General features: G+C 43.2%; 25 protein-coding genes. 16 read left to right on the top strand and 9 right to left on the bottom strand.

Features of this window, described 5'->3' with window-relative positions; translation table 11 throughout:
- The first annotated feature begins 4 nt into the window (after positions 1-4).
- Positions 5-1360, top strand: a complete 1356-nt coding sequence (locus tag B5D42_RS10075) for a RagB/SusD family nutrient uptake outer membrane protein (RefSeq protein WP_139367095.1) — start codon at positions 5-7, stop codon at positions 1358-1360.
- 40 nt (positions 1361-1400) lie between these two features.
- On the opposite strand, the gene B5D42_RS10070 is transcribed toward B5D42_RS10075, so the two are convergent.
- From B5D42_RS10070 to B5D42_RS17860, 5 genes are all read right to left on the bottom strand, one after another.
- Complete coding sequence (locus B5D42_RS10070; RefSeq protein WP_078831376.1) at positions 1401-1748, bottom strand: hypothetical protein; 348 nt, start codon at positions 1746-1748, stop codon at positions 1401-1403.
- Between the two features lie 73 nt (positions 1749-1821).
- On the bottom strand, positions 1822-2313 hold the full coding sequence (locus B5D42_RS10065; RefSeq protein WP_078831375.1) for a MauE/DoxX family redox-associated membrane protein: 492 nt from the start codon (positions 2311-2313) through the stop codon (positions 1822-1824).
- Positions 2314-2385: 72 nt separating this feature from the next.
- The gene (locus B5D42_RS18305) at positions 2386-2532 is read right to left on the bottom strand and encodes a LytTR family transcriptional regulator DNA-binding domain-containing protein (RefSeq protein WP_394333294.1); all 147 of its coding nucleotides are present in this window, start codon (positions 2530-2532) and stop codon (positions 2386-2388) included.
- 47 nt (positions 2533-2579) lie between these two features.
- Complete coding sequence (locus tag B5D42_RS10055) at positions 2580-3095, bottom strand: LytR/AlgR family response regulator transcription factor (RefSeq protein ID WP_078831373.1); 516 nt, start codon at positions 3093-3095, stop codon at positions 2580-2582.
- A 4-nt stretch (positions 3096-3099) separates the two neighbouring features.
- Positions 3100-3798 carry a sensor histidine kinase gene (locus tag B5D42_RS17860; protein ID WP_176112968.1) on the bottom strand — a complete coding sequence of 233 codons (699 nt, stop codon included), beginning with the start codon at positions 3796-3798 and terminating at the stop codon, positions 3100-3102.
- 984 nt (positions 3799-4782) lie between these two features.
- On the opposite strand from B5D42_RS17860, the gene B5D42_RS10045 reads away from it, so the two are divergent.
- The 15 genes from B5D42_RS10045 to B5D42_RS09975 all read left to right on the top strand — a co-directional run bounded on the left by B5D42_RS10045 (position 4783) and on the right by B5D42_RS09975 (position 21085).
- A complete protein-coding gene (locus B5D42_RS10045; protein WP_139367094.1) occupies positions 4783-5289 on the top strand; it encodes a hypothetical protein in 507 nt (168 codons plus the stop codon).
- 101 nt (positions 5290-5390) lie between these two features.
- Entirely contained in the window at positions 5391-9911 is a 4521-nt protein-coding gene (locus B5D42_RS10040) for a beta strand repeat-containing protein (RefSeq protein ID WP_176112967.1), read from the top strand.
- 3 nt (positions 9912-9914) lie between these two features.
- Positions 9915-10598, top strand: a complete 684-nt coding sequence (locus B5D42_RS10035) for a hypothetical protein (protein WP_139367093.1) — start codon at positions 9915-9917, stop codon at positions 10596-10598.
- Positions 10595-11581, top strand: a complete 987-nt coding sequence (locus B5D42_RS10030; protein ID WP_139367092.1) for a PorV/PorQ family protein — start codon at positions 10595-10597, stop codon at positions 11579-11581. Before B5D42_RS10035 ends, B5D42_RS10030 begins: the two co-directional genes overlap by 4 nt.
- Positions 11582-11717: 136 nt before the next feature.
- Positions 11718-12011 carry a DUF4134 domain-containing protein gene (locus tag B5D42_RS10025; RefSeq protein WP_078831367.1) on the top strand — a complete coding sequence of 98 codons (294 nt, stop codon included), beginning with the start codon at positions 11718-11720 and terminating at the stop codon, positions 12009-12011.
- Positions 12008-12307, top strand: coding sequence for a DUF4133 domain-containing protein (locus tag B5D42_RS10020; protein WP_078831366.1), 300 nt, complete (start codon positions 12008-12010; stop codon positions 12305-12307). Before B5D42_RS10025 ends, B5D42_RS10020 begins: the two co-directional genes overlap by 4 nt.
- Positions 12304-14703 (top strand): TraG family conjugative transposon ATPase, encoded by a 2400-nt coding sequence (locus B5D42_RS10015; RefSeq protein WP_078831365.1) that lies wholly within the window; start codon positions 12304-12306, stop codon positions 14701-14703. Before B5D42_RS10020 ends, B5D42_RS10015 begins: the two co-directional genes overlap by 4 nt.
- Positions 14704-14729: 26 nt before the next feature.
- Positions 14730-15350 carry a hypothetical protein gene (locus tag B5D42_RS10010; protein ID WP_078831364.1) on the top strand — a complete coding sequence of 207 codons (621 nt, stop codon included), beginning with the start codon at positions 14730-14732 and terminating at the stop codon, positions 15348-15350.
- The gene (locus B5D42_RS10005) at positions 15347-15967 is read left to right on the top strand and encodes a hypothetical protein (protein ID WP_078831363.1); all 621 of its coding nucleotides are present in this window, start codon (positions 15347-15349) and stop codon (positions 15965-15967) included. The genes B5D42_RS10010 and B5D42_RS10005 overlap by 4 nt, the downstream gene beginning before the upstream one ends.
- Positions 15968-15978: 11 nt before the next feature.
- Positions 15979-16989 (top strand): TraJ family protein, encoded by a 1011-nt coding sequence (locus B5D42_RS10000; protein ID WP_078831362.1) that lies wholly within the window; start codon positions 15979-15981, stop codon positions 16987-16989.
- Positions 16986-17606 carry a conjugative transposon protein TraK gene (gene traK / locus B5D42_RS09995; RefSeq protein WP_078831361.1) on the top strand — a complete coding sequence of 207 codons (621 nt, stop codon included), beginning with the start codon at positions 16986-16988 and terminating at the stop codon, positions 17604-17606. Before B5D42_RS10000 ends, traK begins: the two co-directional genes overlap by 4 nt.
- A complete protein-coding gene (gene traM, locus B5D42_RS09990; protein ID WP_078831360.1) occupies positions 17603-18703 on the top strand; it encodes a conjugative transposon protein TraM in 1101 nt (366 codons plus the stop codon). The genes traK and traM overlap by 4 nt, the downstream gene beginning before the upstream one ends.
- A 1-nt stretch (position 18704) precedes the next feature.
- On the top strand, positions 18705-19478 hold the full coding sequence (locus tag B5D42_RS09985) for a DUF8473 domain-containing protein (protein ID WP_078831359.1): 774 nt from the start codon (positions 18705-18707) through the stop codon (positions 19476-19478).
- Between the two features lie 31 nt (positions 19479-19509).
- On the top strand, positions 19510-20394 hold the full coding sequence (locus B5D42_RS09980) for a hypothetical protein (RefSeq protein WP_078831358.1): 885 nt from the start codon (positions 19510-19512) through the stop codon (positions 20392-20394).
- A gap of 10 nt (positions 20395-20404) precedes the next feature.
- Positions 20405-21085, top strand: coding sequence for a hypothetical protein (locus B5D42_RS09975; RefSeq protein WP_078831357.1), 681 nt, complete (start codon positions 20405-20407; stop codon positions 21083-21085).
- 298 nt (positions 21086-21383) lie between these two features.
- On the opposite strand, the gene B5D42_RS09970 is transcribed toward B5D42_RS09975, so the two are convergent.
- The 4 genes from B5D42_RS09970 to B5D42_RS09955 form a co-directional block, all read right to left on the bottom strand.
- A complete protein-coding gene (locus tag B5D42_RS09970; RefSeq protein WP_139367091.1) occupies positions 21384-21716 on the bottom strand; it encodes a hypothetical protein in 333 nt (110 codons plus the stop codon).
- A gap of 146 nt (positions 21717-21862) precedes the next feature.
- The gene (locus B5D42_RS09965) at positions 21863-23089 is read right to left on the bottom strand and encodes a hypothetical protein (RefSeq protein WP_078831355.1); all 1227 of its coding nucleotides are present in this window, start codon (positions 23087-23089) and stop codon (positions 21863-21865) included.
- Positions 23086-23535, bottom strand: a complete 450-nt coding sequence (locus B5D42_RS09960; protein WP_078831354.1) for a Rieske (2Fe-2S) protein — start codon at positions 23533-23535, stop codon at positions 23086-23088. Before B5D42_RS09960 ends, B5D42_RS09965 begins: the two co-directional genes overlap by 4 nt.
- Positions 23536-23543: 8 nt before the next feature.
- A complete protein-coding gene (locus tag B5D42_RS09955) occupies positions 23544-24746 on the bottom strand; it encodes a di-heme oxidoredictase family protein (protein ID WP_078831353.1) in 1203 nt (400 codons plus the stop codon).
- Positions 24747-25089: the final 343 nt, after the last annotated feature.

Genomic DNA, 25089 nt, shown 5'->3' with positions numbered 1-25089 from the left:
AGTCATGAAAAGAAACATATTATCCTGTGTACTCCTGGCAGTAATGATACTTTCCTCGTGTAAAAAATATTTAGATGAAAAACCAAACAAAAAGTTATCCATTCCAAGCACGGTTGAGGATTGTCAGGCATTGCTAGACCTGCATACTTATATCAATTCATTTGTTAATAATGCGGTAGGTGAGGTTAGTTCTGATAATTATTACCTGACCTCGCAAACATGGGCCGGACTTACACAACAGTCTTATAGGGATATGTACACATGGGGCGAAGAAATATTTTATGACAATGGTCCTTCCCAAAATGAATGGAGTAGTATGTACACGATTGTATATAGAGCCAATGTGGTTCTTGAAGTGATGGATAAAGTCCAAAAGACCGAACTGAACAATGCGGCCTGGGACAATGTTTACGGTTCTGCATTGTTTTTAAGAGCTGAAGCATTCAGTGTACTGGCTAGAAATTTTGCAAAGGCTTACACGGATAACAGCCAGGATTTAGGGATACCATTAAGAATGACCTCCGATTTTAATACACCATCCGTGAGAGCCACGGTTCAGGAGTCTTACGATCAGATCATCCGTGATGCCAAGGCGTCAGTTCCGTATTTGCCCCAATCTTCGGCTCATGTTATGAGGCCATCCAAGGCTGCCGCTTATGGATTATTAGCCAGGGTGTATCTTTCGATGCGGGTATATGATAAAGCAGCATTGTATGCTGATTCCAGTTTGCAGATCGCTAATACGCTGATCGATTATAATGGTGCCAGCACAACAGCGACATTCCCGTTTGATCGATTTAATCCAGAAGTCGTGTACTTTGCTCAAGGCGGACCGACTCCGTTAACGAATACAAGGGCTCGTATTGACTCGGTATTGTTTCTGTCTTATGCAGCGAATGATCTAAGGAAGTCGCTTTTTTTTAAAAGCAATGGGGATGGTAGCTATAATTTTAAAGGTAACTATACAGCTAGTGTATCACAATTTGTTGGCATTGCGACTGATGAAATGTACCTGACAAAAGCAGAGGCGGTTTGCCGCAATGGTGATTTCCAGGAGGGGTTAAAAATATTAAACCAGCTGATGGTTAAAAGATGGAAGCAGGGAACTTTCATTCCATTTTCTGCATCCAATCAATCACAGGCGCTGGCAATTATACTTTCAGAAAGACGCAAAGAACTCTTGATGCGGGATCTGCGGTGGATAGATATTAAACGGTTGAACCTGGAGAATGCTAATATTTCACTCAAGAGGATTCTGGATAATGGTGTATATACACTTCCTCCAAATGATAACAGGTTTGCATTACCATTACCAGCTAAAATTGTTGCGATTTCTCATATGCCACAAAATCCCCGTTAGGGGAGGGTAGGTCAGAAATCTGGCCTACCCAGTTTTTGCCTTAGAGATCAGGCTTCCGTTCGATCGTGAAATCGCCGGGACTGTCGTATGGGTTGCTTTCAGGTGAAAAATCAGGATTCTCACCTTCATCTGTTGGCCTCAGAACGGTGCAGATCATCGTAGTTCCACCACATTCTTCAGGCAATGGGTGTGCAACTGATGGCTTAACATACAGCAATGGGTCACGCTGTTCTTCAGGACTGGCATCGCCAATGTACACGTAGATCTGTGAGAAAGTTCCAGGCTTTGCTTTGGGAACAAAGGCTTTTGGCGTAAAAGCGGTGGTGCCCAATGCGAGTACCACAGCAAGCAATGCAATTATTGGCATTGCAAATTTTGATTTTTTCATTTTTTTGTTTTTAGGATGAATGAATTGTGAACATAGATTTTAAATGTTGCCTACTCTTTTTGAGGTTTTCGGCTTACTTCCTCGATCGGTTAGAGCTTGGACCGATCAGCCTTTCATTTGCAGGTGCGCGCGCTTTTATGAAGAGGGATACAAATGCTAATAAGGTTAACAATCCATTCAATACTAAATGTTGCTTCCAGTTAAGTTTGGCAATGATGCCGCCGCATGAACATGGCAGCTTCTCGGCTGTTAATAACATGTATGCGATATAGATCGTGAACACCGCCATTAATCCAAATGAAAGGATCATGCCTTTGCGCTGTGTTCTGGGCAAGCACAGCAGTATGGCTATAAATATTTCAGTAACGGGAATTAAAATGGAAACCTCGTAGGCGTAGTCAGATAAAAGTGGTGACCTGTAAAGGCTTGACTGAAATTGTCCCAGACCTATCAACTTACTAAACCCTGTGTACATAAACAGGAGGACAAATATGCCTGCGATAATATTTTTAAATAGGCTGGTATTCATAAGCGATAGCGAAACTACCTTCTTGCTACCACCCATGAAATCTATTATGCGAAGCTGTCTATTCTAATGACAAGCAAGCTGTTCATAGCATCATGTTCTTATAAATAACTAAATCAGCCGCCCTTTCATTTTTTCCAGAAACTCATTTCTGTAACTCTCGCCAAGCGGTATTGATATGCCGCTTTGTTTCAGTTTTAATGCTCCGTTCTCAAACTCAGCAATTCTTTTTAGTGATACGATATAAGATTTATGCACTCTGGCAAAATGCTCCTGTGGTAATCGCCGCTCAATATCCCGCAGTGCTAAATGTGCCAGTGTTGTTTCTTACCGCGGTGAAATGCAACGTAATTGCTCCTGGCTTCAACAAAGTCAATGTCTTCTATGTCTATTTTTACCATCTTTCCTTTATGTTCAGCTTTTACATAGAAGTAATCATTGGGTGTGATTTTATCGCTCATGCAAGGCCCAAGCGTATCAACAACCTTGGTAAGCGCTTTTATGAATCGCTCGAATGCGATCGGTTTTACCAGGTAGTCCACTGCATCCAATTCATAGCTTATCACCGCAAATTCTGAATAGGCAGTACAAAAAACCACTTTAATGGAAGGATCAATGAGTTTTTTTAATTCAATACCTGTAAGTTCATCCATTTGGATGTCCAGGAATAACACATCGATATGGTTCATTTTCAATAATTCCAACCCTTTGATCGGATCTGTTGTCGTTCCCATCAATTCCAAACCAGGTATTCTTTGAATGTATTCCTGTAAAACGTTAATAGATGGCTGTTCATCATCAATAATCAGGCAGTTCAGCATAATATCAGTTTTTAATGGTTAATTCAAAAGTGTAAAAATTGGCTTCGTCAATTGCATTCATTACATATCGATCTTTAAAAGCAATATCCAGTCTCTTACTTAGGTTTGTTATTCCTATGTTTAAGGAGAATAGGTGGTTGTTTGTTCTTCGCTTCTTGTTCCTGCAGGAAAATCGAATCTCTTTTGGCAATAATTGTATATTGATCATCAAAGGATTTTTCTCATCCTTTAAGTCTCCATATTTAAAGGCATTTTCAACAATTGTCAATAAGGATAAGGGTGGTAGTTCCTGGCCAGCAATGATTCCATCGATATTGTATTGAATGTGCCTGCTATTGCCAAATCGCAGACTATGAATTTCCAGTAAGGTTTCTAATTGTTCAATTTCATGTTGAATCAGCACTTTATCCTTGCCTTCCTGGGCACTTTCCAGTAAATAACGCATCAGCTTGGAAAGCTTCATAATATTGTCGGCAAGATCCTGGGAAAACATCATTGCCTGTGAGAAAAGAACGTTTAATGTATTATACAAAAAGTGAGGATTGATTTGTGCTCTTAGGAAAGCATACTCATATTGTAGTTTCTCCTTTTCTGATTTCAGTTCCAAAGCCCTTAATCTGGCTATTTCTAATTCTTTATTTACTTTATCTTTTTGCAACGAAAGTTTCTCTTTCTGAAGCCGCATAATATTTTTTTCACTCATCAGGATCCTCTGTATATAAAAGTAGAGCATCGCATAAGCTGAATACCTGATATAACCTAAAGTGGTCGTTTTAAAGAAAATGATCCGTTCGGTCGTTGTGTATATTTGATTGCCCAGGCGTGGAATCCAGATATAGATATAACAGTACCCGAATGTAGACATGATCAAGAGCACAACTGCCATGGTCGCTATTCCCTGTAATGCCCATGTTCTCTTGTATAATCCTAACAAAAAAAGATTGATGTAAAAGGTAATGCTGTACGGTATGATAGTCAATAAGGTCTGAAAAATACTGAGCTCAGTATTGTATAGATAGTCGGTAATGTACAAGAAGGTTATATAAACCAACCATGCACAAAGGTGAACAGCCCACATCGGGATGCGCCGTTTTTTTAAATAGGTTTTCATAAGATGGCAAGGTATTCCTTCAACACATGTATTCAATATCTAATATAAGTATTCCTTATTATTATTGATTGCCTCGATTACATTGATCTTGATAAATTTTAATAATTGTTGCAATAATGCAACTCATTAATACTTTGTTTTTGCTGACAGCCTAATACTGGTATTTTGTCATTGGTGATATTGCAATCAACCGGCATGGCAGCTTAATTACACAGAGCTCCATTGGTAAACTGTCGTTCACAGTTGAAGAGCTAGTTGGGGCGTGAAGGAAGCATAAAATCTTACAATATTTATTTAATGCTATCGTAAACGTAGGCTTATCTCTCTGAAAACGGTAATTTTTTATGCCAACAGGGCTTTGCTCAATGTGTTCACTTTTATACTAACTAATGAACAATGTATGGTGCAACGCTCTACAATCAATCTTGGAGCAGATTTGTTGCTTAAGCCAACAATTAATCGGTTAAAATTGATGCGGATCAACATTTATGTTTTCTATTGTTGACCAAAGAAACATGGTTGTCTGAATGGCATTTTAGCTTTGGATTATTAATTCACAACCCAAAAAACAGAACCATGAAGTGGATAATGTGTGCAGTTTTTCTTTTATTGGGAATGTTTGCAAAATCACAAGGTATAGGTCTTCGCCTAGGGCATAGCCTGGTGCCCGCTACACAATTTGCTCTTCGTTATGAACATTGGACCAACAACAATATCAATTTTTCGCTGAGTCCATTTTTTGAGAAAGCTAAGTTCGATGGTCTTAACTATTCATGCTTGGGCACTGATCTGCTGGCAGAATTTACACCAGCGCGTCAAATGGACGGCACTTCACTAATTAACTGGCGCACTGGCTTGGGGTTAAGCTGGCAGGTTGAAAATGAGCCCTGGCTATATAAAGGCCTTTCATTCATGCAACGCATGAATTACGGAGTTGTAGGTGAGGCATCGTTACAATGTTATCTGACTGAAACCTTCCGGCTCAATACATTCATTCAGCAGAAATACCTGTTACGAACGCAGATGGGAGCTACCCGATTCTGTTTCGGACTAGGGCTCACCTATAACCTTAACAGCTACTAAGTCATAAATCTCTTCTTATGAATTGCAATAAAATTTTCCGGCATTGCCGGTGCTGGATCCTTTTTGCCTTACTCATCCCTTTGGCTTCTCAAAGCCAGACTATGAATAGTATAACGATTACACCTTTGGACATTCAATATGATTGCGTCACTGGTAGGGCGTATGCCAAGTTTAACATCAGAAATGTTAACACATTAGATCCGTTTGGGTATTATCATACTTTGTATGTTATTGATTTCGGGGCCAGTCGTTTATATGGAGACCTTGCTAGCGGCGTAGACGGGGGCGAAGTTTATTGGGAAGGTGCCTATGACCCTTCACAGGCAATTATCTGTTCGGCCTGGGGCTACAGCGATAATGATGCGCCGTTGATCTTTTATTATATTTATCCGCCTCCCAATTCTTCTCCTGCAACACCGACAATTGTTTCTTCACAGGCGATGCCGCTATGTAATGGTATGTCAACGGTTCTAACTGCGACGGGTTCTGAGGGAAGTTATGTGTGGTCAAATGGGCAGCGAGGTGCTTCCATTATAGTAAACACAGCCGGTGTTTACACGGTGCGTGCGGAAAGTGCCTGCAGTTCCTCGGTGGCGAGTTTGCCTTTCAACGTCCTCATCAACAATTCCCCCCATGCACCAGTAATCGGAAGTTCCAATGGGTTGTCGCTGTGTAATGGTCAGCAAACAATTTTGACTGCTACTTCTTCAGCTGGAAGTACAATCTATTGGAATAACGGTGCTGTTGGTAATAGTATGTCCATTACAGAACCTGGTGTGTATTATGCGTCTCAAACCAACGAATGCGGCACGAGTGATAATAGCAATGTTCTCGTGATTACTACAGGCAATACGCCAGTAGCACCTACAGTGAACAGCAGCAATGGTGTGACACTATGCAACGGGGAGAGTACTACGCTGACTGCCAGTTCCGCCGGAGGATTGATTACCTGGAATACAGGGCAGACTGGAGAGTCCATTACGGTTGCAGCTCCTGGCAGCTATTATGCCTGGGAAACGAATGATTGCGGCAGCAGTGGTGCCAGTAATGCCATTGTTATCACCGCAGGAAGTGCGCCATCTGCACCAACAGTCTCCAGTTCCAATGGGATGCTGTTATGTAATGGTAACACAACCGTACTCAGTGCTTCGGGATCAGGGGCAATCACCTGGAATTCTGGTGCAACAGGTAATTATATCAATGTCAGCGTTGCTGGGAGCTATTATGCGGTGGCGGCGAATAACTGTGGTTCCAGCGGGCCAAGTAATACTATCGTTATTGAAACAGCTAATCTGCCAGCAGCACCCACGCTGTCAAGCAGTAATGGAACACTGCTTTGTAATGGTGCTTCCTCTATACTTGCAGCACTTCCTTCCTTCGGCGGATCAATACGCTGGAACACAGGCACTAGTGGAAACAGTCTTGCTGTTAGCGAAGCTGGAACCTACTATGCATACGAGGTAAATGGATGTGGCAGCGGAAGTAACAGCAGTACCATTGCCATCACAACAGCTAATACGCCAGTCGCTCCAGTTATTACTCCATCCGGCAGTCAATTGTTATGTAATGGTGAAAGTACAACGCTTAGTTCCAGTGGTGGTAATGTGGTTTGGGCCAATGGCGCGACAGGAAATTCATTGTCGACCTCGGTTGCGGGCAGTTATTATACCTATGATCGCAACGCTTGTGGCAACAGCGCGAATAGTAATACAGTCGTCGTTACTACGGTAGTTTGTCCGACTCCCTTACCCGGATCTTCATTCCTGGTTTGCCCCGGTAGCAATAAGACACTGGATGCTGGCGCAGACTATGATAGTTATGAATGGTCAAATGGTGCGACAACGCGCACAATCTCAGTCGGGCCTGGCAACTATACCGTACGGGTAAGTAAGCAGGGTTGTTATGCTACTTCTGCTCCTGTAACGGTAGGGTATTACACAGTTGTTACACCCACAGTTTCAGCTTCCGGGCCGCTGCGTTTCTGCGCAGGCGGTAGCGTCGTTTTGAGTTCCAGCAATGCGCATGCATATGCATGGAATACTGGGGCATCTTCAGCTTCGTTGAGTGTAAGTAACTCTGGATCATATTATGTTACTGTGACAGATGCGAACGGGTGCCAGGCTACTTCAGCAGCGGTTGGTATTACAGTGAATCCATTACCATCTGCTGCGATTGCCGGTGATGCTTCCGTTTGTCAGAACGGAACGGCACCATCGGTGATTTTTACAGGAAGCGGAGGAACGGCTCCTTATACGTTTACTTATCGCGTAGGCAGTGGTGCTGCGCAGACCGTTTCGAGTTCGGGCGGCAATAGTGCATCGGTCGCAGTGCCAACGAATGTTGCAGGTGCTTTTACTTATACGCTGATCGGCGTACAGGAGAGTAGTAGTACGACTTGCAGTAATGCGGCCAGCGGTTCTGTCACAGTAAACGTGAATGTATTGCCAACGGCTACTATCGCAGGCAGTACAACGGTTTGTAAAGGCAGCGCTTCACCTTCGATCTCGTTCACTGCGGTTGGTGGTCATGCGCCCTATACATTTACTTACCGGATCAACGGAGGTGCGGTGCAGGTGATCAGTTCGGGTAGCAGTAATAGTGTGAGTATATCAGCACCAACGGATCAGATCGGAACCTATGTTTATTCGCTGGTGAGCGTGCAGGAAGCAGGTAGTTGTATCGCAACGGCTTCTGGTATAGCGACTGTTACGATCAATTCAGTACCGTCGGCTTTGATCTCCGGAACAGCAACGGTATGCCAAGGTTCAGGTTCTCCAATGGTCGGATTCTCCGGCAGTGGTGGGATTGCACCTTATACATTCTCTTATCGCATTAATGGTGGAGCCGTTCAAACAATTTCAACCACCGCAGGTAATAGTGTAAATGTTCTTGTTCCGACTACGACATCAGGTGTGTACCTGTATGAACTGTTGAGCGTGAAAGAGAGTAGTGGAACAGCCTGCAGCAGTTTGGCTAGTGGTTCGGTATCGGTTACCGTTCGTGCATTGCCAACTGCAACGATTTCTGGCGGCACGGAAGTTTGCCGCAATTCAACAGCTCCTTCCATAGTATTTACGGGTAATGGTGGCAACCTGCCTTATACTTTCTCCTACAAGATCAACAGTGGCGAATTACAAACCATCACCACCAGTGGCAGCAACAGTGCAGCCAGCGTGCAGGTGCCAACGGATGCGGCAGGAACTTTCATTTATACATTGGTCAGCGTTCAGGAATCGGGTGGTACAGTTTGTGCTGCTACGGCAAGTGGAACGGCTACCGTTCAAGTCAATCCTTTACCTACTGCTTCCATCAGTGGTAGTGCGACGGTTTGCCAAAACAGTTCATCACCACAACTGAAACTTACAGGCGGCGGTGCAACGGCCCCTTATACCTTTCTTTACCGTATTAATAGTGGCAGCGATGACACGATTGTCAGTACCGGTAATCTTGCGAATGTAAATGTCCCTACAAATGTTGCTGGTAGTTTTACTTATGCACTTGTTGGAGTAAGAGAATCGAGCACAACGGCATGCTTTACTGGTGTCACCGGTAATGCAACGGTCGTTGTAAAACCACAGCCTGCTCAACCGATCATTGTTACGAATAACGCCCATCTCTGTAACGGCGAAACAGCAACACTGACTATCAGTAATTACGTGCCTGGAACTACCTATACCTGGTATCGCAACGGCGTTGGTTTTGCAAACACAACAACGAATAAGATATCCGTTACGGAAGCTGGTAGTTATACTGTTCTCGCTATTTCCGCGGATGGTTGTGCATCACAGGCTGTTTCTGATGCCGTGATTATTACAACCGGTTCTGTGACGACTCCTGTGATTCAAGGTGTCGCCAGGGTATGTCCAGGTGGTAGGACATTACTTACTGTCAAGTCATTATCGGCTATTTCTTATGACAGCTGGCGGTGGGAGGGTGCTCCGCCAGGTAACGCAGGCCAGCTATCGGAGGATAGCAGTTTTTTCGCAGAAGCCGGACAGTATCGTGTAAAGGTTAGTGCCCAAGGTTGCGCTGACAGTGTGATCGTGCATGTCACAGCAAACGATACTGAGTTCCCGGCAGGACAATTAACTATTACGCCAGCTGCAGTAGCCTATGGTGCAGAAACGATACTTAAGGCAGAAATTGTTGGTGCAGTACGGTATGATTGGAATTTGAGTAATGATGATCCGTTTACGACCAACGGTAAGGAACTGCGACACCGGTTTTATGAAACAGGTGACAGTATCCCGGTTCATGTAAAAGCAATCTCAGCTCGTAACTGCATCAGTTCATTTGCCACTTACGTAAAAGTAGGTGCAGCTGTGACGATAAAACTTCCCGACAACTCCTTTGCAGGAGGTGTGAAAGACTGGAATGTGTTCCCGATCCCTTTTAATTCTCAGGTAAAAATTACGGCGGTATTAAAACGTAATGAGACGGTCAAAATTGACCTGTTCCTTGGTGACGGTCGGTGGCTTCGCAGTTGGTCATTCACTGGTAAAAGAGGCGATAACCTTTTTACGCTGGACAATGTATCAGATCTGCTTCCAGGTGTGATATACCATATCACAGGTTTTTATAATGGCAAAAAATACTACGACAAACTCTATAAACAACAGTAGCTTATGAAATGGCTCTTACACTTGCTGCTTGCCGGAATGTTCTTCACTTCATGCAGTGACAAAAAAGACGTGCTTTGGGCAACGGCCCCAGGACCGGAATTAAGTTTTTCCAGCGATATCCTTCGTGTTCGGGAAAAAGACTACACTAATATTAATAATACTCGCAGCGGAATGATAACCATCAGTGCGATCCCTGCCATTCACCAGTTGAACCTACTGTTCAATGAACCTACGGGTAAGGTTCACTTCAGTTACCGCGGTGAGCAGTTAAAGGAATCAATACCTTTTGTTGTTCCTTCCGATGACAATGAACTCTATTGCAGTGTGGACACACCGGGCATGTATTCGGTGGATTTTTACCTGACGGATCAGTTGGGGCGTGTTGCAAGTAAACGCTTACTGATTACATGCATTGCCAGTGAGCGGCCAATTGCTCAGCTGGAGTATCAGCTGTCTGTATTTATCCCGGATAGCTGGCTGTACCTGTTTAATGCCAGCGGCAGCAGGCAACCTGCCGGACTTATCATGGCCTATCGTTATATCATCAATGGGCAGCTGTTCAATGCGGATGGTTCGTGGTTTCAATATTATTTCCATCAGCCTGGAGATCAACAAGTGTCTTTTTATGTCATTGATGACCTCGGTCGGTCATCAGATACCCTTCATTACTCAATCAATGTGCGATGAAAACATATCTTCTTTTTTTGTTACTACCATGTCTATTACAAGCGCAGGACCCCAGGCCGCTGATCACACGTTATTCTTCGTTGTCAATTCCTGCGTCAAGCAGGGGGTGGGCAATGGGCAATACGGGGTTGGCGGGTTCAAATAACAACCAGTGGTTAAGTTATAATGTTGCCGGAACTGCTTTCAGCCATCATATGCACCAGGCAGATGTATATTATATGCCCTGGCTTCCTGGGATTACAAGTGATACCCGTTTTATTCATGCAGGTTACCTGACTACGACCAGTAACACTTCAGCCCTGGGAGTGAATGTTAACTATCTCGATCTTGGTACCATAGCATTGCGAAACGATATGGGTGCTACGCTAGGTCTGTACAAAAGTCGTGAATACAATGTGGGCACCTCATACGCTTTGCAATTGAGTGATCGTGCCGCTTTGGGGGTGGCCATGAAATTTCTCGGTCAAAATATCATGGATGGCTCAAGGCAAGGTGGGGTTGTAAACAATTACACCGTATGCGGGGATGTCGGGTATTACCAGAGATTCAGGTTAGGCCAAGAATCACGTATGCTGTCAGTTGGAGCAATTGTTGCCAACCTGGGTGCAGGCATTAATCTTCCGACTACTGCTGGTGTTGGTGTTAATTATAGTTCTCATGCTCCAGATGGAAACCAGTTCAGTGCGTCACTTGATGCAACCCGGTTAATCAAAGAAGATTGGAGTGGAATACGTATCAATGCGGGTGCTGAATATGGTGTTGCTGAACAGTTTTTTCTGCGCGGTGGTCTTAGCATGGAGCATCAATTGAAGGGTAATCGTAAGTTTTTTTCCTTAGGTGCCGGCTACAGGGGATTTGTAAGTGATCAGAGCTGGTCGCTCGATCTGCATTACCTGATTCCATTTGCTGTGGTTACGATGTCTTCACCGTTTCAAAATAGTTACGGAATGACCATTTCCATAAACCTGCGGAATTACCAATAATAAGCGTTGCAGGAGGGAGTTTGAAGTGAGTGAATTGAGGGAACCTGTAATGCAGGCATGCCTTGTCACCAATCTGAATTGGAAAGTGCGTGTGAATGGCTCTAGTGGTGACGGGCATGTCTTTTAAAATGTGTGTATGAAAAAGTGTGTTGGAATTTTGCTTTTGTTGTTCCTTGTAATTACGGCAAAGGCGCAGGATGGTAACGCAGCAATTATGGAAGCTAACCAAAAAGTGCGCAGTTATTTCCAGACAGGTACACAGCTGATGTATGCGATTGGGGCAGTACTTGCTTTAATAGGTGCTGTAAAGGTTTATAGTAAATGGACTTCCGGGGATCCCGATACAGGTCGGGTAGCTGCAGCATGGTTTGGATCCTGTGTGTTTCTTGTTATTGTGGTTACCGTAATAAAAGCATTTTTCGGGATATGAGCAGCGTTTACCAGATCAACAAGGGAGTAGGCATGCCAGTGGTGTTTCGCGGGCTGAAAGCTCAGTATATCTGGTGGCTGTTTATCGGGCTGGCGGGCTTATTGGGTTTGTTTACCATACTGTACGTTTTCGGTTTAACGCTTGTTGTTCTGATCCCCTTAGTGTTCGTGCTTGGATCAGGGTTATTCTATGTAGTATATAAACTGAATCGCCGTTACGGTGAACATGGTTTGATGAAACAAATGGCTCGCAAAGCAACCCCAATATGGGTTAAATGTGATCAACTCTTTCAATGAAACAACTATCGGACATATTACCGCTGTACGGCGTTGAACATGACATGCTTTTGTCCAAAATGGGCGCTATCACCATTTGTTATCGCCTGCAGTTGCCAGAGATATTTACGATTTCCGATCCTGATTATGAAACGATTCATCAGTCATGGGTAAAAGCGTTGAAGTTATTGCCGGTTGGGTGTGTGATCCATAAGCAGGACTGGTATTTACAACAACAATATGATGGGGATTTTGAACGTGACCTAAATTTCCTGGAACGTAGCAGTGAATGTTTTTTTCATGAGCGTCCCTACCTGGATCACAATTGTTACCTATTGATTACTTTAAAGCCTGCGGATTGCAAACCTGTCAATTCTTATTTTTCAACCCTATTGCGTAAACACCTAGTTCCAACGCAGACAAAGGATCCAGCCTTTATAAAAATGTTTGAAGGTGTGTGTGCTCAATTCATAAAAGTGTTGAGTGATTCTGGATTGATGTCTTGTGAGCGCTTAGGTAATACGCAAATTGTAGCGTTGGTCAATCGATATTTGATCTTATCAGATGATGGGGTACTCCGTGATTTGTCTTTTGAAAGCGGTATTCGCATAGGGGAGAAGTATTGTGAACTTTTTACACTTGCAGATACGGAAGATCTGCCGACACATTGCGGCCCACGCATCGATTATGAAAAGTACTCGATGGATTGTGTCCGTTTCCCTGTAGGGTTTAGTGCGGCATTAGGGCAGTTACTGCCTTGTGATCATATTTTCAGCCAATACCTGGTTGTCGAGGATACAGGGGGCGTACAAACAGAACTGGAGCGTAAGCGGCGTAAACTGCAGTCACTGTCTGCCTATTCAAGGGGTAATGCTTTTGCGAAAGAAGCGGTGTCCTTATTTTTAAATGAATCAGTGGTAGAAGGGAAACAGATCGTAAGTGCGCATTTCAATGTACTTGCATGGACAGACGAAGCTGCGCGGTTGTCAATGATCAGGGACCTTTGTTCCTCCGCTTTCGCGAAACTTGGGGCAACAGCGCGAATCGAAACGTTGGGTGCGCCACAGCTTTTCTGGTCTGGAATTCCTGGGAATGCCGGAGACCTTCCGGTCAATGAAACTTTTCTCACATTCTCAGGTCAGGCCTGTTGTTTGTTGAATGTTGAGACCAACTATATAAGTTCTATCAGCCCATTTGGGATAAGACTGGGCGATCGGATCAGTGGCAGGCCATTGCATATAGACCTGTCTGATGAACCGATGAAACACGGTATCACCACCAATCGCAATAAGATCATAATTGGCCCATCGGGAAGCGGCAAGTCATTCTTTACCAACCACCTGACCCGGAGTTATCATGCACAAGGAACACATGTGGTCATTGTAGATGTTGGTCATTCCTATAAAGGCCTGTGTGAACTGACTCGTGGTTATTATTTCACGTTCAGTGAGGATGAGCCAATCAGCTTTAATCCCTTTTATGTCGGTCAAGATGAAACGCTTGATATCGAAAAAAAGGAGAGTGTAAAAACACTGCTGGTAGCGCTCTGGAAAAAGGACGATGAACGCTTTACGCGCAGCGAATATGTGGCGCTGTCCAATGCTTTACAGTTGTATTATGATTCACGCCCTGGATTCCCCTGCTTTAATTCCTTTTATGAATTTCTTCAAACGGAATTCGTGGCTGTGCTGGAACGGGACAAAGTCAAAGACCGGGATTTTGATGTCGCCAATTTTCTTTATGTATTGCGCCCCTATTACAGGGGAGGGGAGTTCGATTACCTGCTGAATGCAACAGCAAACCTCGATCTCTTGCAGCAGCCCTTCATTGTTTTTGAACTGGATAATATCAAAGACCATCCGATCCTTTTCCCAGTGGTAACCATCATCATCATGGATGTGTTTATTTCCAAGATGCGTAAACTCAAAGGTGTACGTAAACAAATGCTGATCGAAGAAGCTTGGAAAGCGGTCGCTAAAAACGGGATGGCAGAATACATTAAGTACTTATTTAAGACAGCCCGTAAACATTTTGCGGAGGCCATTGTGGTCACACAGGAGATAGAGGATATCCTCTCTTCGGAAATCATCAAGCAGGCTATCGTCAATAATGCGGATTATAAGATACTGCTCGATCAGCGGAAGTATCAGAACCGGTTTTCAGAGATCCAGCAGTTGTTAGGGCTGCCGGACAGCGAAGTGCCTAAGATCCTTTCAATGAATAAGGCGAATGACCCGTTGCACCGCTATAAGGAAGTCTATATCTGGCCACTTCGTAAAGTGTATAGGGTCGAAGTGTCAGCTGAAGAGTACCTGACTTATACAACAGAAGAAGCAGAAAAACTGGCGGTGAGCAATGCAGCTGCGATATTCGGTGGAATGGAAGCTGCCATTAAATCAATTGTAAGTAGTACCTGAATTAGGAAATATAAAAAAAAGAAAAAATGAAACATAAAATCCTGTTCATTATTTGCCTGTCATTCGGAATTGCTTGTGTGCAGGCGCAAAGCATTGATCCAATCAGCGTGATACTTGCTAAAGCCATAAAAGCGCTTGACCTGAAAATACAGCGATTACAAAATGAAACGATGGTATTGCAACGTGTGCAGCAAGCTGCTGAAAATGAATTGTCAAAGAACAAACTTGCTGAAATCAGCAACTGGCAGCAGCAGCTCAACAAGTTATATGAGGGCTATTACGCTGAACTGCGCCAGGTCAAACCAACCATCCTTGGTGGTTCTATGGTAAGGCGGATACTGAGTTTGCAGCAACAACTGATTAACGAATATGGACGGGTTGGTAAAACGACAGCTGTAAAACCCCAATATGATGCCTTGCTGAACAGTAGCATGGAAGTTCTGGACATGTTATATGTAGTAACAGGCAGTGAGTTGTCTATGAAAGACTCCGACCGGCTTTGTGTGCTACGCACCCTGTATGACGCAATGACGCATTGCCTGGAGAGTATGCAGTCGCTAAACAAAAGAGAGCTGGAAAATATCGTTAACCGCACGCGGTTGCAGGCTGATCTCGATTATGTAAAACGTTTACACGGACTGAAATGAAAAAGCTATTCGTTTTTATTGCTGTTTTACTGTGGACAACAGTGTTTTCGCAAAGCCAGGAAATGGAACAGTTGAAACTGAATCTCGAAAAGTTAGCTCAACTGAAGCTGATGTTGAGCCAGGCAAAGCAGGGATATCAAACACTGGCCAACGGCTACAACGCTGTTAGGGATGCTGCAAAAGGCAACTTTAACCTCCATAAAGGTTATCTGGATGATTTGTTACAGGTAAGCGTAAAGGTGCGTAACACACCGGGCTTGAAGCGGTTATTGGATCAGCCTGTTATGATGACCAGGGAATTTCAGGGCTGGTTTGGTCAGTTATCTGCCATGGGTTTGTTTAAGGCTCAGGAATTGTCTGCCATGCAGGCCAGGTTTAGCCAGATAACGGATGTGGTACATGACCAGTTGGATCAACTGCAAGGGGTTCTGACACCGGGAGCTTTAAGGATGAATGATGGTGAAAGGATAGCGGTGATCAATGCACTGGTTGTCCAGAGTGATACGCAACTGGTGCTTTTGCAAAAGTTGATCAATGAGCAGACTCTCATCGCTGTGCAGCGTGCACAGGATAAGCAGGACAGGCAGGCAGTGATACGTCTGTATGGGTTACATTAAACAAGTGTGTTATGAAAAAGTGGGGAGTGATTTTATGTGTTTCATGTTTGCCGTTGGGCCTGAATGCGCAGGGTATATCCAATGGCGAAGGTTTACAACTAATCCTTGATCAGCTATACAAGGAAATGATGCCCTTGTGTAAAGGGTTGATCAGCTCGGCTCGGCTTATCGGTGGCTTTGGTGCATTGTGGTATATCAGCCTTCGCGTATGGAGACATGTGGCTTCGGGGGAGGCAGTGGAAGTTTACGGGCTGCTCAGACCTTTTGTATTGGGATTCTGTATCCTTGTTTTTCCTTCGGTGATTGACCTGATCAATGGTGTCATGCAACCAACTGTAGCAGCTACAGCAACAATGGTGAAAAGTTCCAATGCCGCTATTTTCAAATACCTGGATCTTAAAAATGCGGATGGCGGATTGGGTATCGGAGCCTTGAATCCTGCTAACTGGATACGTGCAGCGATCCAGGGTCTGCTTGAATTCCTGTTTCAGACGATTGCATTGCTTATCCATGCAATACGTACGTTTTATTTGATCGTTCTTGCCATCATCGGCCCGATCGTTTTTGGTCTTTCTATTTATGATGGCTTTCAGCACCTGATCACTGTTTGGCTCGCTCGCTATATCAATGTATTTCTTTGGCTACCGGTGGCAAACATCTTTGGTGCGATCATCGCGAGGATACAGGAGAATATGGTAACAGATGATGTGTTCAGTGTACCTGTAGCGGGCCAACCGTTCGCCCTTACAGACTGGGCCTATCTCGCTTTCCTGCTGATCGCTATTGTCGGCTACTGTACGGTGCCCTCTGTGGCTAATTACATCATTAATGCCGGAGGTGGAAATGCTCTTCTGCAAAAGGTATCCTCTTTAACTACTTCTGCAGCCAGTAAAACAACCAGCGCCATCGTCGGAGGAATGTCTGGTGACAGCTTTGGCGATGGCGCTTCAAAAATGAGCCGTGGTATGAGTACTAATGGAACTAGTAATAATTATTTCAAGGATAAACTAAGTGGTAAATGATCTTCAAACCGACCGATAATCTCGATAAGGCATTTCGAGCTATGAGAGCTTTCATGGTGCTGATTGTTATAGGGAGTTTATCTGTGAGTATGTACGCGTTGTATCAGAATGCGGTGCTGTCTGCGCGGATGCAGGATCGAGTGTATATACTCAGTAATGGCAAGGCGGCAGAGGTTTTCTCCTCAAGCAGAAAGGAAAATGTGGCTGTAGAGGCCCGAGATCATATATCCCGGTTTCACCAGTTGTTCTTTTCGCTTGATCCGGATGAAAAGGCGATTGCTTCGACAATAAAAAAGGCTTTGTACCTGGCGGATGGTTCTGCAAAAAAACAATACGATGACCTCGTGGAATCGGGATATATAGCGGGTGTTATTTCAGGCAATGTCAGCCAAGAGGTAACTATCGACAGTGTGCAGGTTTCTGTAACAACTGCCCCATATCTGTTCCGTTGTTATGCTACTGTGCAGATCATTCGGTCAACCAGTATTGTTATCAGGAACCTGATTACGCATGGGCAATTACGCAATACCGCCAGGAGCGATAACAATCCGCATGGATTTTTAATTGAAAAATGGGAAACCATTGAAAATCGTGACATCAAAATTGAAAACAGATGAAAATAGGATTAGGAAAAGACAAGGTAAGGTTTGGCGCATTCCTGGCAGTAATATCATTGATTTTTATCGGTGTCTTATGGTTGATTTTTTCTGCGTCTATTTCAGATGATGGTAAAAGGGAAAATAATGCCAAGGGGCTTAACATGTTGCTGCCGCAGCCAAATCTCACTGGAGATTCAGCAAATGACAAGATGAGTTTTTATGCTACTGCATTTGCAGATTCCATTAAGCGATCGGAGGCTATACGCAATGATCCAAACCGCCAGGATACAATTGGCCGGGATTTTACTTTGCCAATGCTGAAAAATGAAAAAGATCCACTAGAGGTGAAGGTGAATCTAATACGAAGGAAGATCAGTGCAATTGATGAAGAAACACCTATTGATCCTGTTGTTTTGCCGAAGCAAAAAGTCGTCCAGTCTTTTCCAGATCCTGAAATAGAAGCTATTAACGAAGCACTGGATAAGATTATGGCAATTCAGCATCCGGGTGAGGAGCCTGTAAAAGAAGGGATTAGTGAAAAAGTATATCGCGTAGTAACTGCTAACCAAACTGATGAAACCTATTTTGGAAGAAAAAAAACGGGTGAAGGGAAAATCTTATTCCATGACGATGCTGAGAAAAAAGAAGACGGAGGCCTTGTTGCTGTTATTCCAATCAGACAGGAGCTCTTCAGCGGAGCAACTGTGAAACTTGAGCTTGTCACAGGCATTACAATTAATGGCATCTATATTCCTGCGGGAACTCCTATTTATGGAATTGGCAACATCGATGGAGAACGCCTTCATATTCATATTCCATCTGTCCGTTACGCAGAATATATACTACCTGTTTCGATTTCTGTATTTGACATGGATGGATTGGAAGGTGTTTTTGTTCCTGGATCCGTGATGAGAGACGTTGTTAAAGCATCTGCTGATAATGCAGTTCAATCCACCAGTTTGGGAGGGGCTGGTTTAACGCTTCAAACACAAGTTGCAGCTGCAGGTATTGGTGCTGCTAAGAGCCTTTTTTCTAAGAAGGTAAGGCAAGTTCGTGTAATTATAGGTGCAGGATACAAAGTATTGCTTAGAGATAATAAAGAAAAGCGGGGTTGATATGAAAGTTCTTTTAACAATGATAGGCTCTTTGTGTGGTTTGCTGTTGTCCGCACAATCATATATAAAGCCGCATAATCTTCCGGTGACAGATAATCGGACAACAAATATCATTTTCCCATCTCTGATAAATACAGTTGATCGAGGCAGCGAAAGGATTGTTGTCCAGAAATCAACAGGCAATGTTCTTCGTGTAAAGGCCGATAGTGTGTTTGCAGATACTACAACCCTAACTGTGATTACGGCAGATGGCAAACTGTATTCCTTTTTGGTTAGCTATATTCAGTCTCCGCCATTTCTAAACCTTGATCTGGCAATGGCAGAGATCATATCTGTGGATACTGCACTTCTGGGCCTTTCTCAAAAAGCTCTGGCCTTAAAAAATAACCTGCATGGAATAGGATACAGCGCTGGGATGGTAAAACTTTCTTTACTAGGGATGTACACTACCGGATCGATCATTGTATGTAAAATTCGTGTTGAAAATGCATCAGCCTATCAATTTGATGGTTCTCGTTTGCGAGTTTATATAACCGGTGCACGATCATCAAAAAGAAGATCCTTACAAGAGAGTATAGTAGAACCACTCTTTATCTATCCAAAAGCGTTTTCAGTCAAAGTAAAGCAATCTTTATTGATGGCCTTGCTATTGCCCAAAGCAGCACTTGCAGAAAGCCAGGCTTTAAGGATTGATCTGCTGGAAAAAGATGGAGAGCGCCAATTATCATTGAATATTACAAATAAGCGTGTATTGAAAGCAAAGCTTATTCTATAAATAGATTTTTTATCAATTAAAACCAAGTAACATGAATCAGGACAATTTGGAGTACCTCAAAAAGCAATTGTTTTTTGCAGGTTTCGGGGAGGGGCTGGTTACGCAACTGGAGAAAAGGATCAAAGAGGGACAGACTGAATTTCAGATTTCTGCCAGCCATGAATTTGGAAAAGATAAAATGGAGGCTACGCTTTATTTTACCAGGTCTAAACAGGAGGGGAGTGATATGTATTTCTTTAATAAGTATGACGCGACCCTGCAAAATCACAATGGAACGGCCAGCCAGACCTTTTTTATTAACAACAAGGGTAAGTCTGTCGGGCTGGACGAAGCGTGTAACCTTTTATGCGGAAGAAGTGTCTACAAGGAAATAACGCCCAAAGAAGGCGATGCCTACAAAGCCTGGATCAAATTGGATTTCAGTAATCGTGATGAAAACGGTCAGGCAAAGGTCAACTATTTCAATAACAGTTATGGTTACGATCTGCATGAAGCTGTAGGGCGTATTCCCTTAAAGGAATTAGGGGATCCTGACCGTATGGAGGCACTTTATGTAGCCCTGCAGCGTGGTCAACTCGCGCACGCAACGCTGATCAAGGGGGGCAAGGAAATTTCTGTGCAGTTGGCAGCAGATCCTAAATTCAAGACAGTCAAAATGTTTGATATGGACAATGTTAAGCTGTACGTTCCTGGCCCCAAGCAGGATGTTCGTTATGGACAGGCACCTGTTGATCAGACTGCTAAGCAAAAGGAGGTCGGACAAAGCCTGGGTTCGCCAACCAGAGAATCTTCAGAGAAGGGGAAATCCGTTGGCACCAGTGATGCTAAAAAAAAAGAGGTGACCGCAAATAACTCTGTTTCGGATGAATTATTGCCGAAAAAGAGAGCTGGAAAAAGCAAAGGTCTCACTGCTTAAAATCCTAACTATGCATTTAAAGAATTTAGAATCATTGAAAGCCCGGTTATTAAAACTGGGCTTTCCTTCCGATATCGATCAAAGGCTTGGAGCGTTTATCTGCTTTGACCCATCCCAATTTGAAATCTTACATAAGATTTACCTGGACGATTCAAATTGTGTTTTTCAGGTTCAATGCGTAAAAGGTGATTCCGGACATTGGGATGCTGTGTCCTATTCAGCTCATCTGTTCAGGTTTCCAGTTTTGCCACCTGCATTAATTGAATTAGACACTGAGATGAGAGCTGTTAATTGGTCAAAGTTTTATCAATTAAGAGAGCTGGGAGCTCTTGATGAGCAAAATAGCCAGGGCGAACTTGCCTTGCAATTGATACTGAAGGCTAATGATCTTGATACGGGTGGCCTTGTCAGGGGGAGGCACTGGATAAACACACATTTGGAAAAGTATATTCCAAACCTGAACAATCAAAAAGCCGAATGTGAGATTTCACAAAGGTTTTACCTGGTGGGGCAGCAGGAGCCTTTTACCTTCCTGGAGGCACTGCGCTTTCTTCAAAGCAAGTGGGCTGAAAGAAAATTAATAGCTGATCGAAAACAATTGCTCAAAAAAGAAGAAGATGGAACGTCCAATGGCGGTTTGATTGAAAAACGTTCCAGGTCAGGTAGAACTGGGGTGAAAAGAAAACTGTGAAAGAAATACTGCTACCTGATTTTTTTGCTGTTGTGGGGGATGATCCAAGAATAGCCGCTTCACATATCAGTTTATATTTTGCTCTGTTATGTGAATGGGAGATTCAGCAACGTCCTGATCGCGTTTTGCTCGATAGGATAAAGATCATGAGATGCGCAAAGATTTCTGCACGTTCAACTTATCAGCGATGCTTGCATGATTTACATAAATTTGGATATGTAATATATACGCCATTGCCAATCCCAGGCAGGAGCAACGTCAAATTTCGTAAGTTGATCTAAAGTGAGTCTTTGTAATACTAATCTAAATATTTTATTGCATCCGCCTCCTGGTATGACTCCGTAGTTTTGCCATTTGTGTTTGTGGTTATCTTCGGTATGATCACAGCGTCAGCTCCGGCGCTTTTAGCTTTCGTCAGAATAGCTTCCCTTGTTTTTTCCGCTCTAATTAAAGTGGAAGCATAAATATGTCTAATTACTTTATAATTTTTCTTTACATCCTTCGTGTCATAATAGACATCGAGTTTTGATGTAGGGGGGAGTTTGTCACCCATATAAGATACGGTGCGGCATGAACTTATCAATAATGTCAAACCAATTAAAAGTGCAGAAACTTTAAAAATTTTCATCATTTCAGTCAAATTTTAGTGCTAATGCAATTTAGAAGGCTGGCCATTCTTCTCCTTACCACTCATAAGAATTCTTTAATGATTAACATTTGATAATATTGAAAAGAGGCTTTGGATTCGTGCAGTGAATTTTTGAGACATCTTTTCTGTCAGAGATAGGTTGAGAAGCCAAATTGAAATCCCGCCATCCTAGAAGGAGGGTTACCTAAAAGATCGGTCTGCCAATTGTAACGATAGTTGAGACGGAATACAGTTTGAGTGGACGGACGCCAGCTTAAAGATGGTACTACTGAATAAATATGGTCTGAGATGTTTTCACCAGTGGAAACAAATTTTCCTTTATTCCAATCCACATATTCCAGGCGAAGGGCAGCGTTCAATACAGAATTGGTAAAACCAAAAAGCGGTTTGCGTATAATGGGTTGGACGATATCAATAAAGCCTCCTGTTTGGTTTCTGCCAAATTGCTCTGTATAGGTATCGGGTACATCGATCTTAATCCAAGCCCATTCTCCATTGATGAATGTACCTGTCTTAGCAATAGTTGTATTAAAATCAATTGCGTAAGCCGTTACTGCACGTTTTTTATCCAAAACCAATCCGTCCTTTTCAAACTGATTATAGATCCCGCTCATGTATGAAATGCCGACTTCTCCTAATTTGGTATTTCTTAAAGCGAATTTTGCTGTAAAAAGCGGCATCCCATTTACAGATTGCCCAAAGCGATCAGGATCACTTTTGGAGGCTGGCAGGAATGTTTTATTCATAGAATTGGAAACAATGCTTTCATTAAACCCATTGGTCAGGTAGAGTTCATAGCCGTAAGTCCAGTTGTGCTTGCTTTTTTTGCCGAATATCCCGAACCCGACATTACTCCATGTCGCAGGAAGCATTTGTGTAGCGGCAAGGGGGCGGTCGACAAAATCCCACTTGGGGCCATCGTGGTTTTGGTTAAAAGCTCCTATGGGATTCATTACAATCCCACCCCGAAAGTTGAGCAATGGCTCAAACTCAAAATCTACGGAAGCAAATTCAATGTTTATTTCTTTTGTTCCCTCTTCAAATTCTAACTCTGTCAAAAACTTAATTCGCTTGGAAACTGTAGAGGAAACAAAAAGAGTAAGGCGGCGCATCTGAAATTCGTGCCCCTTGCTAATGCCATTTTCATTTAAATATTGGTAATTGGCTTCAACATAACCGCCCAATGCTACAGGCAACTTGCCGGCCTGAATAAAAGGTCGGTTATAAACAGCATCCATGTTTAATTTTCGTTCAGTTGTGTCAATCGAAAAGTTTCGCAGCAACTCCGGATCAATTTGCCCCTGGACAATAAAGCTTGTGAAAATGAATAGTATTGATAAGCAGATTTTCATCATGATAATTTTCGCAGGTCTATGAATATTTCATTGCCGTTAACTTTTACAGGAAAGCTTCGAAGATTGGAGCCTGCAGGCCCATTAGTAACAATCCCACGCTTATTGAATTCGCTTCCGTGTGCTGCACATTGGAGCATATCGCCGGATACCTGTAGTTCTGTTCCCTGGTGGGTGCATCTCATCCAGACCGCGGCGTAATCAGCATCACTTATTCTATGTACACAGATGGGATATAGAAGTGTTTCATTTCTAACAATGATGAATGAATTATATCCCTGATTCTTTCCCTTGTGAATTACAAAATCAGTCTTCAAAATCGTAATGCCATCCTTTTGAATCTTCCCGCTTATGTACTGTGTCGGTGTGCAGGATGAGATTAACGTGCCTGTTAGTGTAACAGAAAGACATGCATTGCAGGCATTCTTTAAAAAATCTTTTCTGGTCATAGTGATAATTACAATGATTCTAGGAACTTGATGAGTTTGTTTTTATCTGATTCAGTTAATTGTTGAAACAACTTCCTGCTATTGTTTGCCTCACCTCCATGAAGGTTAATGGCTTCAGTAATACTTCTTGCCCGTCCATCATGCATAAGGAAAACCTGGCCGCCTTGTGAGTTTTTGGATAGTCCCAATCCCCACAAAGCGGGTGTTCGCCATTCTGGCGTTAGTGCAGTTCCTTCTGTATATCCGTCATCAAGCGCTGGCCCCATGTCATGTAGCAGCAGGTCGGTATAGGGAAATATTGTCTTATTGGAGATTGCTGCAATTGGGGATGGACCTGTCTGTAATTGTGGGATGTGGCATTTGCTGCAGCTGATTTGAATAAATAACTGTTTGCCTGCCAATACTTCACGATCCTGCTGATCTCTTTGGACGGGAGCCTTTAGGGTCTGCAGGTAAAACACCACGTCGAGGATGGTTTGATTGGGTATTTCAGGATCTACCTGGAGATTATTATAAGTGGAAATGGATTCATAGGAAGAGTTGATCCCCATGTCCTGATTGTAGGCATTAGCTGTTTGTTGAAGTAAGTCATAAACCAATGCTTTTTTGCCAAAACGGCCAATATACTTTCCATTGTTATGGATAGCGCCTGTTTTAATTATTGTGTAAGAGGGAAGGGTTATCCAATTGGGACGTCCGGATATGCCATCACCATCTGCATCATTTACATCAGATAATGCGATCAATGTTGCATCAGGGACAGCCTCTAATAATCCCAAACCGGTATTGGCCGGCGGTGTAAAACGGGAAAAAGTTGCTCCGGCTGGTAAAACCTCCGGCTTGTAACCAGGTAAAGCCCTTGATTGAAGCTGAGGGCCGCCCAGATGGAGAAATTGGTTACCTAACGTGTCGCTTTGTCCGAACCGTGTCAATGTGGTAAATGGATGTCCTTTCCCGTCACCTGCATGACAACTCCCGCAAGAAGTTGCAACGAATGTTGGCCCCAGTCCATTTGAGGATGTGAATACTTCATCATTGAAGGCAAAATCCCCACGAAGAAATATTCGATTCTGTTCGGGCGAAAGTCCATCAACCGGCCCATCTAAAATACTATCATCTGTAGGGAGCTGGGGTAATAGTTTGCTGCAGGATATAGATAGAATTATCCCCAGGCTGATGGCGCTCAATACTTTGATTTTCCTTTTTCCCATTAATAATCTTTTACTGTCTCAGTTATCGAACACGCGACTAAATCAAATATTTAGGCAAGGCTAAATAAAATATTTCGAATATGCTAAGTTTTGAAAAGAAATATTTTTCCTGGGCTGGATCGGTATTGGGTCGTTAGCTTGTTATGTATTTGCAATTTTGAGAAAGAATGTATCTTTATAGAGATAGTTCTTTTACAATTCCATTCAGTTGATTACTGCATTAAAATTGGTTGTTTGCAAATTGTTTGCAAATGCTTCAAATGCGAGCAGGAAAACAGAAATCGGATCAATCAAAAAACAAGTTTTCTACGTTACGTTTTGAGGTATTGCAATATTGATGTGA

The organism is Sediminibacterium ginsengisoli (assembly GCF_900167075.1).
GTDB classification, from domain to species: domain Bacteria; phylum Bacteroidota; class Bacteroidia; order Chitinophagales; family Chitinophagaceae; genus Sediminibacterium; species Sediminibacterium ginsengisoli.
The sequence above is the reverse complement of the archived record's forward strand: the minus strand, read 5'-3'. Positions and strand labels throughout refer to the sequence as shown.